The sequence below is a fragment of the Polaribacter sp. HaHaR_3_91 genome (assembly GCF_019278525.1).
GTDB lineage: Bacteria > Bacteroidota > Bacteroidia > Flavobacteriales > Flavobacteriaceae > Polaribacter.
This window is the reverse complement of record NZ_CP058986.1, coordinates 1,778,677-1,792,060: the sequence shown is the minus strand read 5'-3', so window position 1 is coordinate 1,792,060 and position 13,384 is coordinate 1,778,677. Positions and strand designations below refer to the sequence as shown.

General features: G+C 27.6%; 12 protein-coding genes. All 12 read right to left on the bottom strand.

Translation table 11 applies throughout. The features are described from left to right. Position 1 precedes the first annotated feature (1 nt). From H0I27_RS07495 to H0I27_RS07440, 12 genes are read right to left on the bottom strand one after another with little or no spacing between them, the layout of a single operon-like run. Positions 2 to 1,078, bottom strand: a complete 1,077-nt coding sequence (locus H0I27_RS07495) for a glycosyltransferase (RefSeq protein ID WP_218733259.1) — start codon at positions 1,076 to 1,078, stop codon at positions 2 to 4. Then, positions 1,071 to 2,198, bottom strand: coding sequence for a glycosyltransferase (locus H0I27_RS07490; RefSeq protein WP_218733257.1), 1,128 nt, complete (start codon positions 2,196 to 2,198; stop codon positions 1,071 to 1,073). The genes H0I27_RS07495 and H0I27_RS07490 overlap by 8 nt, the downstream gene beginning before the upstream one ends. Continuing rightward, positions 2,195 to 3,193, bottom strand: a complete 999-nt coding sequence (locus tag H0I27_RS07485; protein WP_218733256.1) for a glycosyltransferase family 2 protein — start codon at positions 3,191 to 3,193, stop codon at positions 2,195 to 2,197. The genes H0I27_RS07490 and H0I27_RS07485 overlap by 4 nt, the downstream gene beginning before the upstream one ends. A 3-nt stretch (positions 3,194 to 3,196) precedes the next feature. After that, positions 3,197 to 4,336, bottom strand: coding sequence for a glycosyltransferase family 4 protein (locus H0I27_RS07480; protein WP_218733254.1), 1,140 nt, complete (start codon positions 4,334 to 4,336; stop codon positions 3,197 to 3,199). Positions 4,337 to 4,339: 3 nt separating this feature from the next. Beyond that, positions 4,340 to 5,692 (bottom strand): glycosyltransferase, encoded by a 1,353-nt coding sequence (locus H0I27_RS07475; protein ID WP_218733252.1) that lies wholly within the window; start codon positions 5,690 to 5,692, stop codon positions 4,340 to 4,342. Continuing rightward, complete coding sequence (locus tag H0I27_RS07470) at positions 5,682 to 7,259, bottom strand: hypothetical protein (RefSeq protein ID WP_218733250.1); 1,578 nt, start codon at positions 7,257 to 7,259, stop codon at positions 5,682 to 5,684. The genes H0I27_RS07475 and H0I27_RS07470 overlap by 11 nt, the downstream gene beginning before the upstream one ends. Positions 7,260 to 7,266: 7 nt before the next feature. Beyond that, the gene (locus H0I27_RS07465; RefSeq protein WP_218733248.1) at positions 7,267 to 7,959 is read right to left on the bottom strand and encodes an acylneuraminate cytidylyltransferase family protein; all 693 of its coding nucleotides are present in this window, start codon (positions 7,957 to 7,959) and stop codon (positions 7,267 to 7,269) included. Next, entirely contained in the window at positions 7,959 to 9,119 is a 1,161-nt protein-coding gene (gene neuC, locus H0I27_RS07460) for a UDP-N-acetylglucosamine 2-epimerase (RefSeq protein ID WP_218733246.1), read from the bottom strand. The genes H0I27_RS07465 and neuC overlap by 1 nt, the downstream gene beginning before the upstream one ends. A 1-nt stretch (position 9,120) precedes the next feature. Further along, a complete protein-coding gene (locus tag H0I27_RS07455; RefSeq protein ID WP_218733244.1) occupies positions 9,121 to 10,128 on the bottom strand; it encodes an N-acetylneuraminate synthase family protein in 1,008 nt (335 codons plus the stop codon). Next, on the bottom strand, positions 10,128 to 11,321 hold the full coding sequence (locus H0I27_RS07450) for a glycosyltransferase (protein WP_218733242.1): 1,194 nt from the start codon (positions 11,319 to 11,321) through the stop codon (positions 10,128 to 10,130). The genes H0I27_RS07455 and H0I27_RS07450 overlap by 1 nt, the downstream gene beginning before the upstream one ends. A gap of 9 nt (positions 11,322 to 11,330) precedes the next feature. After that, positions 11,331 to 12,479 carry a glycosyltransferase gene (locus H0I27_RS07445; protein ID WP_218733240.1) on the bottom strand — a complete coding sequence of 383 codons (1,149 nt, stop codon included), beginning with the start codon at positions 12,477 to 12,479 and terminating at the stop codon, positions 11,331 to 11,333. Beyond that, complete coding sequence (locus H0I27_RS07440; RefSeq protein WP_218733238.1) at positions 12,476 to 13,381, bottom strand: hypothetical protein; 906 nt, start codon at positions 13,379 to 13,381, stop codon at positions 12,476 to 12,478. Before H0I27_RS07440 ends, H0I27_RS07445 begins: the two co-directional genes overlap by 4 nt. Positions 13,382 to 13,384 lie beyond the last annotated feature (3 nt).

Genomic DNA, 13,384 nt, shown 5'->3' with positions numbered 1-13,384 from the left:
ATTATAAAGTATATATTTTTATTAATTGTGTAATAAAATGTTTTTGTGAGTATTTTATTTGCACATTTTTATGATGTAATTCTCCATAAATATTTCTTTTATCTCCTGAAAGAATATATTCTTCTAAGGCTTCTGCCAATTCTAAACTATTTTCTTTGTCTACAACGATACCAGATTTTCCGTTTTCTATCACCTTATTACATTCGCCTACATTAGTTACCACTACAGGTAGTTTCGCCAATCCATATTCTAATAAAGAAACTGGTAAACCTTCTGACTTAGAGGACAAAGCCCCAATTGTAGCTTGGTTAAGTATGTTTTCTATATCTAAACACAAACCATATAAAAAAACAGAATTCTCTAAACTTTTTTCTAAAATAAATTGTTTTATTTTTTTTGAATAATTGTCATTAAAATCCTTACCTATAATATGTATGGTCCAGTCGGTGTATTTACTATGTATTTTATTAAATGATTCTAAAAGGTTTAGATGATCTTTAACTTCTCTCAAAGAAGCCAAAATTACAATTCTTTTATTTTCTTTCCCAAGTAACTGTGTTGTTTTATTTTTATTTATAAATTGAGGAAAATTATCTAATTTTATTGATTTTTTATGTTTTAGTTCGTTTTTTGCCCAAATATTAAGTTCTTCATTAACGTTAATAATTCCGTCAAAAAAAAGACTCATAAACTTAATTATAAAAAATTTAAATCCTTTTAAATTCACATAATTACCGGTGTGGTTATGCCAAATTATTTTTACTTTAGGATAGATAATCTTTACACAAAAGGCAAAAAAATAAGATGTAGTATGAGCATGAATAATACCAATATTATTTTTCTTTAAATACTTCTTAAATCTAATAATTGCAGAAAAATCGATACTTTTTTTTCTTTCTAAAAATAAAAACCCTATATTTTCTTTGAAATTATTTTTTAAAACTCCTTCTTTTCTTGTTGTACATAAATGTGAATTTATACCTTCATCACCAAGAGCGTTTACAATATTAACAGCTAACACTTCTGCTCCACCTGCATCTAAAGAATCTATAAGCTGTATAACTCCTATTTTATGCATTTAAAAGTATTTTTTTTATTTCTGATGAAAATTTTTCTAAAGTATATTGTTGCGACCATTTTTTAGCTTCTAAAACTTGTTTTTGATAGCCATCTTTGTTTTTGATATAGTTTTCAATAACAGTCACAATTTCATTTTCTTTTACATTACTTTCTACTATGGTTCCTCTAGTTCCAGAACCTAACATACTCTCAATACAAGAAACTTTAGATGAAATAGGTAAGCAGCTCCAAAACATGGCTTCTGCAACTACTTTTGGCCAACCTTCAGATTTAGAAATGAAAATTAAAAAATGCGCTTTTTGAAACCCTTTTTTAACGACTTCTTTAGATTGATTGCCATGTAAAATAATATTGTCTTCGAGATTATTTTGTTCAACATATTCTTGAACTTTTAAAAACTCTCCCCCATGACCATACATATTTAACTGTGCTTTTATATTATTTGCTAAAAGTTTTTCTATAACTTTAACGCTTAACAACGGTTGTTTTCCCTCTGTAAAAGCACCAACAAAGATAAAATTAATTTTAGAAGAAAAATCTTTTTTAGGTACTTCTATAATTTCATCATTCACATAAGATGCTGTAAAAAATGGAACAATATTCTTTGATTGATTCTCCCATTCTCCATACACCAAAACTTTACAATTTTTAGTTAAAAAAGTATTTGAAATTATCCATTTTTGAATTCGATAACTTACTGGTTGTTTACTTTTAGGATCCCAATTACCTGCATATTTTACCGTTTTGGGTTTAGAAGGGAATAAAATTTGCACAAAACAACCTAATAAACCTACATTACCAGGGCAACGTAAATGAATGTGATCTGCCCAAAAACAAGCCTTTATAATTTGAATTAAAATGAACGGAATTTTAAATATAGAAACTAATTTAGTTTTTAAAGACAATACATTAAAACTAGGAATTTCCTTTAAATGAATATTACTTCCTTTATAAGCTACTTCAATAGCTTTCATTTTTTCTTCGGATATAGGGGCTACTATTCTAGTTTCAGAAACATTTTCTAGCCAAAGATTCATTTCACGAACATAAGGTTCGTAAGCAAAGAGTTTTTCATTCTTCCTTTTATGTAAAGTATGTGTTATAATCGCAAACTTCATACTTTTAATGGTTTGTTAAAAATTAAACTAATCCACCCCATTTTTCTACCCAAAGCTTCTGTAAATGCTTCTTTTTTCTTATTTCCTTTTAAGCAATTAGAAAAACGAATTGTCATTAATAGCAATACAGTAGCATTCCATTTTAATCTTGCTTTTAAAGATGGCTTAGGAAATTTTGTTCGCCAAACATACCACCCATTTCTAATTACCATTTTTCCGTAAGAATACTTATTGGGCCTTCCTCCGTCTTCATGATAATGATGCAAAGTAGCTGATGTATTTACATATAAATTATAGGTTTTAGAAACCCTTAAACAATATTCTAAATCTTCATACAAACCATAGCCTTCAAAATATTCTGAGAATTTTATGGTATCTACCACTTCCTTTTTAAAGGAAGAAACGCCTCCCATAAAATATTCTGCATTATAGATTTTATTGTTTGGAGGTAAACTTCCTACAGAAAATCCGTTTGAAAATTCTGGCATTAAACAAGGTGCTTTATCAGATAATAATCCTAATCGTTTTCGTAAAACATTTCTACTTCCTAAATCTCTAACATAACCATCAATTTCATACTCTTTAAAACTTGGCTTATCACCTTTGTTTAAACCCCTCCATTTAACTTCATTTAAAATATAACCTCCAACTCCACCAGCTGCTGGATATACTTTATATGTATCCATTAAATTTTTAAAATACGGTTCTTCTAAAATAATATCATCATCTAAAAAACAAACAACTTCTATATTTTCTGATACTCTATCAATACCAAAATTACGTTGTTTTGTTAATCCCCTATTTGCATCATCAACTTTAAAATAGTTAAGGTTTTTAAACTTATTTTCCTTTAAAACAATGGTTGTTTTATCATCTGTAGAACCATCAATAATTAAAATCTCATTAGGATACAATTCTTGTTTTTCTACAGATTTCAGCAACTTTATAATTGCTTCTGGACGCATGTAGGTGCAAATAATTAAACTAAATTTCATCTATTAAAGTTTAATATGATTATACAGTTTAATATTCTCTATTATTATCTTATTCATATCAAATACATCTACAATTCTTTGTCTCGCATTTCTAGCCATTTTATCCGCTTCTTCAGGATTATTTAGTAAAGTTAAAGTCTTATTTTTAAAATCTTCTGTATTTGTAGGATCAATCATAAAACCAGTAACTCCATCAATCATTAATTCTTTAGCCCAACCTATATTAGAGGTTATTAGCTTTTTTTCCATAGACATGGCTTCTAACCAAGTCATAGGAAAAGCCTCTGCAAAACTAGGTAACAAAACCACTTCTGCTTGTTGTATATAATTTATTACTTGGTTATAAGGAACAGCTTCTACATAGCTTACTTTTTGTTTTGCTTTTTCTGAAAGAACATCTTCTATCATACTTAAAGTAGAAGCTCTTGTAAATATATCTTTATTATCTTTCCCTAACAAAACAAGAGTAACCTCCTCATCTACTACTACTAATTCATTAAACATTTTGGCTATTTCTAACACTCCTTTTTTACGAATAAGAGTACCAAAATACAAGAGTGACTTTGCTTTTATCTGTTGATGATTGGGATTAAACCCACAAGAAGAAATAGCATTGTAAATTGTATCTATTTCTTTCTTAACACCAAACAATTCTTTTGTTTTTAAACCAACAAAACTGCTTACCCCAATAATTCTATCAGCTCCATTAAGTGCTGCTTTTTCAAAAAACTTATTCTTCTTTTTAACAGGTCTATTTTCTAAATCACAAAAATAAGTATCAGATCCATGCAAACGTATTAGCAATGGGCACTTAAAATTCATAAACGCAGTAAAACCTGTCCATTCGGGAGCTTCAATTACCTCTATCTTATTTTTTAAAATAATTTTATTTACATACTTATTAAAAACCCTTCTATTTGTATACCAAGTAATTCCTTTTACCCTTTTTTTAATAACAAAATGAATTTCAATTCCATTTTCGTTATAAACCTCAGCTTTATTTTGGCTATGAACAAAAACGGTGACTCTTTCTCCTTTTTTAACCAATTCATCTGCTAAGTTTTTTGTAAACGTCCCAATTCCGCCAATACTTCCTTTAAAGTTGGGGTGTGGGTATTCTGGAGTAATAAAAGCAATATGCATATTTTAAATTATTTCATTTAATACATTCATATAATTAGTAGCAAAACCTTCTATTGGATGCTTCACAATAGTTTCTGCCCATTTTTGTTGTTTTACGATTGCTGTTTTATTTTCTGCGGATATTCTTTTAAAAATTTCCGTAAAGTCATTCTTACTTTTAAGATGATAAATTGCGTTATTATATTCTTTTAAACTTTTAAAATGAACCAATTTATAAATTTCATCAATAGAAAATAAAGGAGAACTATTTTTAACCGTATAATCTAAATAAAAAGCAAGTTTACCTAATAAAGTTGCATCTAACCCCATGGTAGAGCCAACATTAACCATAGCATCTGTATAATATAATGTAGAAAATAAAACTTGAGAAGCATTAAATTTAGACTCTTTTTGATGTATCACTCTAGTAACATCTTTAGGCTTTTCTTTTAATAAAGCATCAAATCGATTAGAACCTTCAGTTGGGTGAGGTCTAAATATTATATGAATATTCTCTTCATTTATAGAATTGTATTTTTTTACTTCTACAATTAAATCTTCTAAATATTGAGGTTCATCTTGCCCAATAGCTTTAAAGTTTGCCGAAAAACAAATATAAAATTTAGCTTTTGGAATTTTAAATTCATTGAAAAAATCTTCTTTGTGTATTAACTTCTGATTAGAATTATAATCATGAAATTGAGGTGTACCAGTTGTAAAAATAGTATCTACTTTTACATTAGGATAATAATCTAACAATTCATTTTTCATGTAATCACTCCAAACTGCATAATAATCTGCATTTACTAGTTTGTTACCTTTAACAATATTATCCCAAGAATGAATAGAACTTAATACCGGTAATTCTATCTTGTTTGCTGCTAATGAAATACCTAAAGTTATGCTCGTAGATTGATGCGTTATTAATAAAATATCTGGATTTTCTTCTTTTAAAATTTTAGTAGCTTCTTTAAAAAAACGTGTTTTTTCCACATAACTATTCAGTTTATTTTCTAAAAATGAAATTCCTTTATCTGATTTAAAAAAATTAGAAAATAAAAGAATGCTTTTAAATTTTAATATATTTTTAAAACCTTGTACTCTTTTAAATCGCCTATAATAAGTATGTGTACGTTGTTTCTTCGTTTTATCGAAATACTTTAAACTCGCTTTTTCTTTTAAATACTTTAAATATTCAATTTTACCATTAAAATCTAAAGAAGGTAATTGAATTGAAGGAAAACGAGTTTCTCCATCATACCAAATCTTTAAATCATATTTGTCATGTAAGGATTTTAAAACGCCAGAGTTTTCATAATTCTCATAATTAGACTTATTTACAAAAACAATTACTACTTTTTTCTTTTTAATTGACATTGCTCGCTTTATTTTTAAAATTCCTTAAAAATAATAATAGAGAGATTAATCTATGTAAAAAATAAATTCCCCTTCCTGGGTTTTTAATCTGTTCTTTACACAATTCTATAGTAGCTTCTTTGTCTAAAAATTCATTTAAAACATCAAAGTTTTTTTCAATGATTTTAATATAAATATCACCAATATAGGTTGAAAATCTATGATTCCAATCTTGTACCGTAGTGTCTGTTTTTTCTAATGGAAATTTAAAATATTTTTCTAATGAATTGTTAGATTTTAAAATTATTTGATGATGCAAATTATCATCTATAAAATTACTTTTCTCCAGCCCATAACTATGTTTCATAAAGTTATACGCCAAAAAAGGTGATGTTTTATCTGCATAAACATTAAGAATTTTATGTCTATTTCCAAAATTACCAGGCATTCTTGCTTGCCTGTAAAAGTTAATAGAAATAGCACTATTATCATCCTTACAATACGTATCTTCTAATAAACCTAAAAGCTCGCTTCTTTGTGTAGAAAACAACTTTTTGTGCTTATCATTTATAACTTTGTTTACAAAAATATCTGGAGTTAAATATTCATCAAACTGTTCCTTATTAGATAAATTATGATCTAACAAAAGACGTACACAAGCACCAGCTTCTCCCATAAGGTAATTGCTATTACCAGGAATATTAGATGCAAAACTAACCATATCTACATATGACAAAGTAGATAAACCACCTGAAACATTTGAGATGCTATTCGCAAAATTTAAAAAATTAGCTTCACTTACATTATCAAAATTTTTAAATGGAAGATTTAGTTTTTCACTTATAATTTTTCCTTGCTTCACATCTGCAGCATCTTCACGTCCAAAATTACAAAGCTCTATATTATTTTTATCATTTAAAGTACTTAAAATTGTTAAACAATCTCTACCTGCTGTTATACCAACAGTAACGTTTTTAAATTTATTAGACTCTTTTGCAAAAGCTTTAATTGCTTTATTTAAGTTAGGTTTACTTTCTAAAAAAGTAAATTTATTCTCAACTATTTCATTACCTTTTATAGTATATTTAATAGCTGCTTTTACTTTTTTTAATTCTTTATATAATTCTGGAAAAGGGTCTACTCTATAGCCAAAAGTAAGTTGAGAAAACAAACCTAATGGAGAAACTGGTAACTCTTGTTGTAGTTTTTCTATCTTATAGAAATTTTCGAAAAACACAAAAGAATCATCCTTTTTTAAATAGTAAAAAGCACCAATACCTAAAGCATCAGAAAACACTTCGGTCTTGTTGTTCTTTTTATCATGTACAAAAACCTGAAAAATTCCATCTAAATTTGAAAGATTCGATTTTAATACTTTTCCTTTACTAGAAATAACATTTGAAATAAACTTTTTAAATTGCTTTTTTTTATTATCCGAAGAAATTAGTAAAAAAACAAAACCATCTGTTTTACAACTTAAATGTTTACTCCCTTTTAAATCCTTTTTTGGTTTAAAAAAAGTGTATTTAAACTTATTTTTAGAAATAGTTACATGCGTATTAATTGCTTTTTTTATGACTACATTCATACTTTAACTATTTATTATTTAATATACTTTCTGCTTTTTCCCAATCTTTTAAAGTATCAATATTTACATAATCTTCTTTAGGAGTAACCATAAAAGCCATACTATCGCCGAATAAAGAATTATGCTCTTCAATAACGTTCGTTTTTGTTAAATAAACACTTCCGTCTCTATGATATGTTATTGGTAATTCTTGTCTTCTAGAAATAATGTTTTTTTCTCCTGTAGTAATTTTTAAATTCCCTTCATCATTCATTTTAAATGTCCAATGAGGGTTGTATTCATGTGGTACTTCTTGTACTGATACTAATGAATCTGTTCCTTTTTTTAGAAATTTGTTAATCGCTTCATCTAAGAACTCTAATGTTCTAAAAGGGCTTGTTACTTGTAATAAACATACAGCATCAAAATGTTCTCCTTTATCTTTATAAAACTGCAATGCATGCTTTATTACTGGTAAAGTAGGTGATGCATCTTCAGCTAAGTTTGAGGGTCTTTTAAAAGGTACTTCAACACCTAATTCTTTTGCAATAGCTATAATAGCATCATCATCAGAACTTAAAACTACTTTAGATAAATATTTAGAAGCCAAAGCGATTTCTGAAGTATATTGCAGTAAAGTTTTTTTTCCTAGTAATTTTATATTTTTACCAGGAACTCCTTTAGATCCGCCTCTTGCAGGTATTAAACCAAGAATTCTCATTAATACGTAATTGTTTTATGAAATAATAAAGGGATTTCTGCTAAAACGTCTGCTATTTTTTCTCCTGAACTACCATCGCCATAAATTGCCGAAGAAGTAATATTTTTATTATTAATTTGGGCTAATATAGCGTCTTTTATAGTGTCTTTTTCATAAGTTACATCCAATACATTATCTCCTCTTTCTCTTCTATTTTGACGGCTTCCTAAGTTAACAACAGGAACTCCTAAATAAGAACATTCTCTAATACCAACACTAGAATTCCCTATTAAACATTTAGAATTCACTAACAATCTTAAAAAATCATGAGGTTCCATATTTTTAAAGAAATGAATATTTTGAGGTTTATTTATTTCTCTAAATTGTCTAATTCCGCTTGATGTTCCGTCTGAACCTGCGTCTACATTTGGCCAAAACCAAAAAGTAGGAATATCTAATTCTGCAACGGCATGTAATGTTTTTATAACATCTGATTTTGCAGCTTTATATTCCGTTGTTACCGGATGTTGCATTACAACAATATACCCTTTTTCTTTCCATTCTAAAGATGTACCTACCCCTCCGTATTTCTCTATTGGATTAAAATCTAATAAAGGTTTTTCTTTAATTTCTTTTGCTAAATCTATAGATGGACAACCAGTATTTATTACATAATCTGGACTTTCGCCTAACTTTATGACACGCTTTTTTGCATCTTCTGATGCTACCAAATGAATATCTGCTAACTTGGTATTTGCATGTCTCACTTTTTCATCAATATTACCTGTTACCTCTCCCCCTTGTATATGTACTAAAGGTATATTTTGATAAGCAGCCGCAATAGAAGTTGCAATCGTTTCAAACCGATCTGCAATAGTAATTACAGCATCTGGTTTTAAATTATAGAAAACCGTTGCCAATTCCATAACACCTAAACCAGTAGTTTTAGCCATGGCCGTAGGGTTTTCTCCCTCTAAAACCATAAACACTTTTTCATCAATATGAAAACCATCTTTTTCAATAAAATCTACGGCATTACCATATCTACCTAACAAAGCAGAACCTGCAATAACTAATTGTAATTCTAATTTAGGATGATTTTTTATAGCTGTAAGTGCTGTTTTAATTCTACTGTAAGATGGTCTTGCAGTTACAACAACACAAATTTTTCTCTTTGACATATTATTCTTTTAAATCTTTAAAAGTTAAAAAGTCCCATTTATTTAGATCTTTGTTTAACTCTTTACCAATTATACGCTGATAATCGCTGGCTAAAATACCAAATCCCTTTGGTTTTTTTGCTTCAAGATCTGAAAATTTTATAACGTGTCCTTCAGTTAAATCTTTATTAATTGCCAAAGATTTTTCGAAAATCTGTTTTAATTCTTTAAAATTAGAATTATCGTTTTTATCGATAGGATTATTTAAAGCCTTTTTGATATTTCTTACTGCTTTTACTAACTTTTTAGTTTCCTTAAAGTTTAAAGAAGCTTTGGCGTCTGGCCCAAACATTTCCTTATTAAAAACAACATGAAATTCTAAAATATCGGCACCTAAAGCAACCGCTGCAATACTTGCTTCAATTGAAGAGGAATGATCAGAAAAACCAACAACAACATTGTATCTTTCTTTTAATTCTTTAAGTACATTAAAACCAAATTGCGATGGTTTTGTTGGGTAAGCAGTTGTACATTGTAAAATAGAATAATTAGCATTTCTATTTTTTAAGAATGCAACGGTTTTGTCTAACTCTTCAAAAGAACTCATTCCAGAAGAAATTATGATAGGCTTACCAGTCTGAATAATTTTCTCTAATAAAACAAAGTTATTAACCTCTCCAGAACCTATCTTATAACGATTTACGCCCACTTCTTCTAACAAATCTACTGCAGTATTACTAAACGGAGAACTGATAAATTCTAAACCAACTTTATCACAATGGGCTTTTATTTCTTTCCACTGTTCTAAAGTAAATTCCATTCTTTTCCAATAATCATAACGCGTTTTATCTTCAAAAGAAAAATTTACACGAAAAGGTTCCTCTAAACTACTTTCTGCTTCTGCAATATGTGTTTGAAATTTTATGGCATTACAACCTGTTTTAGCTACAGCATCTATATAAGAATGTGCTAAACCTAAACTTCCATCATGTGCTTGTGCAATTTCTGCAATTATAAATGTCTCTTTCATTATAGTTTGTGTAAAAACTTTTTTAAATTTTCTTTTTGTGATACGGTTGTAAAGTGATTTTTAAATAACTTTTTACCTTCAATAGCTATTTTACTCCTCTTATCACTACTTTTATATAAGGCAACAATCTTTGTGCTCATATCTAATAAATCATCGCATAAAACAGCATTTTTTACTGTAACTTCTGGGTAACACTCTACTGCTGCTTTTGTTGAAACTAAAACTTGCTTGTAATTAAAAACTACCGGAACTCTTGTTCTTGTTCCTGTATTAAATTCCCAAGGAATAATATGAAAATCTCCTGGTAATAAAACAGCATCTAATTCTTTAACAAAACCTAATGAAATAATCTGACTGTCTAAATTAATAATATCTAATAAGTTTTTAGAAGCTCCTTTTAATTTTCCCACAACCACCAATTCTACATTAGGGATTTCTGCCTTTATAATATCCCAACAAACAGTAATAAACCTTTCTAAACCGATTCTGTTTGCTGTTGTTCCCATACCTCCTAAATGTACTATTCTAGGAAATTTACTTGGTTTTATATCTGATTCTATATTTATATAAGTTGTTGGTAAATAAAGTGCATTTTTTTGATGTTCTAAAACTTCATTTGTTTCTGTATAAGAACCAGAAACTACACCAGATACACTTTTAATTAAGTTGATTTCAACTCGTTTCTTTTGATACGTATGAAAACGTTTCTTTAAATTCTGATTAGGACTTCTTAGTTTTGCTAATTTATATTCCCAATCATGATGACTGTAAATACTTGGAGTTTTTAAATTAAAAGCAGCAATCATAATTGCATTCCATCTCCATTCCGCCCAAACAAAATCGATTTTATGTTTTAAAATAATGTCCTCAAAAAAAAATTTATTTTCATTATTGATAAAATAATACTCGAATTTTGTAGGATTAAAAACAGCTTCTCCTAATCGTTTTAATCCTTTATTTGGTTTCTTTTTTACAACAGAGTAAGATACAATTGTATCTATTTTATCTCTAACATCATTATAATCTTCATCATTAAAAACACTTACATCATTCCATTGTGTCGCTAATAATATAATTCTATAACCTAAAGCATGTAGTAAATCTACATGACTATAGTACACAGAAGCTCCACCACTGGAGTTTAAATCTATTTTACTATTATTTACAACAAATAAAACTGTTTTTAAGCTCATGTTATACTGTTAAAGTTTATTCTCAATTTTAGAATAGGCATCTAAAACCTTTTTTCTAATTACATTATACTCTAATTTAGTAGCAATTTCTTGATTTAATAAAAATACACTATCTAATAATTCTTCATTATTTAATACCTTAGATATTAACTTAGAAATTTCAATAGCATCTTCAGGGTTTTGAATTAAAAATCCATTTTCACCATCTTTTATATAATCTTCAGAAACACCTCCAGGATTAGATTGTATTGGAAAAGCACCTAAAATAATAGCTTCTAAAAGTGTGTTTGGTATGCCGTCTGAAATATTATTTCCAATTGCTATTTTAGCTTTTGCAAATAACGTTAATAATTCAGTCTGACTTACTTCTTTTTTCCGACTAATATATTCTATATTCCATCCGTTACTGTTCATTTCTGTAATCTTATCGAGAACATTATCATGAGCAGAATATACTAAAATCTTATAATTTACTAAATCTTTCTTTATAAAATCTAATGCTTTTAAAACCACTAAAGCTCTACCTGCCCAATGATGATATCCTTTAATTATGATTAAATTTTCTTTTTTTATTTGAGTAACACTTTCTTTTATTTTTTCTAATTGATAACCTCCTCCTCCAGGAAAAACACCTGCAACTTCATTTATAAACCCTAACTTTTTAGCGATATCAATATCTCTATGATTATCAACAAATAAATAATTCAAATTAAAAAGAACTTGCTTTATCTTTTGTTGATGTTTTTTTTCATTTTGATATAAATACAAGTCACTTCCCCAAGAAAAATAAGCCCATTTAAAATGGATTTTTTTTCTAACTTTTAACAAAGGATATGTTTGTGATTGCATCTCTAAAGAATGTACCAAATCTGGTTTGAGTTCTTTAATCAATGCCTCTAGTTTTTCTGAAGCTGTTACTTTTAAATATGGTTCTATTTTATTAAAAACACTTGGCATTTTTTTTTCAAGAAAATATTCACCTTTTAAATAAGGTACTTTTCTTTTACTCCAACCCGTAATATTATTCGTCCACAATAAATCTTTATGAATAGGTCTATCTAAGCAATCGAAAACATAAATTTCATGTTCTGTATCTTTTAATTGATTGATCCACCTAGCTGCATGGATATATTGGAGACAAACAAAAAGGATTTTCATAAACTAAGTTTTAAAATACTATCTAATTTTTTGGTAAATAACTTTGCTCCTTTTACGTTTAAATGATCTGAATTTTCATAATATTCTAAGTCTGTAGGCATAAAATTTACCGCATCTAATACTTGAACATCCTTTAGGTTTTCTGAAAGAATATTATTGATAATTTTATTATATTTATGATTAGTCAAAGAATAAAAATATGCTGAATATGGAGGTAAAACTAAAATTAACTTCACATTATTTATGTTACATTCTGTATTTAATTCTTTAATCCTTTTTATATTTTTTTCTATTAAAGATTTATTTTTAATACTTTCTTTTAATCTTTTTAATTTACCAATAATTTCAGGATCTTTTACAAATAAAGTATTATTTGCTCTCCAGCCTTTTTTAGATATTTTTTGTTTTTTCATAAAAGAAAGAAAAAAACTATCATTCATTAATTCTCTAAAGGGTTCGTTAATAATTAAGCTGTTTTTAATAAAACCTTGATCGTATTTTTCTAATTTGAAAAAATTATAATAAAGACGCATTTGACTTTGATGGTATTCATTAGTCGAACTTAATTCACCAAACAGTGAATAATAAGAGATTGGAATTAATACTGCTTTAAGCTTTTCCTTATTTTGAACATTACTAACGAGCAAATCAATATCGGTATTTAGCTCTCTTGCTTTTGTCGCTATATTTACAGTGTTGAAATTAAAAATGCTATCCGCAAATACACCAAAACCTAAATGAGAATTTCCGGATATTAAAACTTCTACCTCTTTATTTTGTAATAAACTAGCTTTGTAATTATATGTGTTTTTATTATTGGGAAATACAAAAGTATCGAGAACAAAAAATAAGCAAACTACAATTACTGAAAGTATTAAAATGTTTTTTAAAAATAATTTCATTTT

Excerpts from the sequence above, each read along its gene's own strand:
- H0I27_RS07495 (WP_218733259.1), bottom strand. The coding sequence starts at position 1,078 with ATGCATAAAATAGGAGTTATACAGCTTATAGATTCTTTAGATGCAGGT.
- H0I27_RS07490 (WP_218733257.1), bottom strand. The coding sequence starts at position 2,198 with ATGAAGTTTGCGATTATAACACATACTTTACATAAAAGGAAGAATGAA.
- H0I27_RS07485 (WP_218733256.1), bottom strand. The coding sequence starts at position 3,193 with ATGAAATTTAGTTTAATTATTTGCACCTACATGCGTCCAGAAGCAATT.
- H0I27_RS07480 (WP_218733254.1), bottom strand. The coding sequence starts at position 4,336 with ATGCATATTGCTTTTATTACTCCAGAATACCCACACCCCAACTTTAAA.
- H0I27_RS07475 (WP_218733252.1), bottom strand. The coding sequence starts at position 5,692 with ATGTCAATTAAAAAGAAAAAAGTAGTAATTGTTTTTGTAAATAAGTCT.
- H0I27_RS07470 (WP_218733250.1), bottom strand. The coding sequence starts at position 7,259 with ATGAATGTAGTCATAAAAAAAGCAATTAATACGCATGTAACTATTTCT.
- H0I27_RS07465 (WP_218733248.1), bottom strand. The coding sequence starts at position 7,959 with ATGAGAATTCTTGGTTTAATACCTGCAAGAGGCGGATCTAAAGGAGTT.
- neuC (WP_218733246.1), bottom strand. The coding sequence starts at position 9,119 with ATGTCAAAGAGAAAAATTTGTGTTGTTGTAACTGCAAGACCATCTTAC.
- H0I27_RS07455 (WP_218733244.1), bottom strand. The coding sequence starts at position 10,128 with ATGAAAGAGACATTTATAATTGCAGAAATTGCACAAGCACATGATGGA.
- H0I27_RS07450 (WP_218733242.1), bottom strand. The coding sequence starts at position 11,321 with ATGAGCTTAAAAACAGTTTTATTTGTTGTAAATAATAGTAAAATAGAT.
- H0I27_RS07445 (WP_218733240.1), bottom strand. The coding sequence starts at position 12,479 with ATGAAAATCCTTTTTGTTTGTCTCCAATATATCCATGCAGCTAGGTGG.
- H0I27_RS07440 (WP_218733238.1), bottom strand. The coding sequence starts at position 13,381 with ATGAAATTATTTTTAAAAAACATTTTAATACTTTCAGTAATTGTAGTT.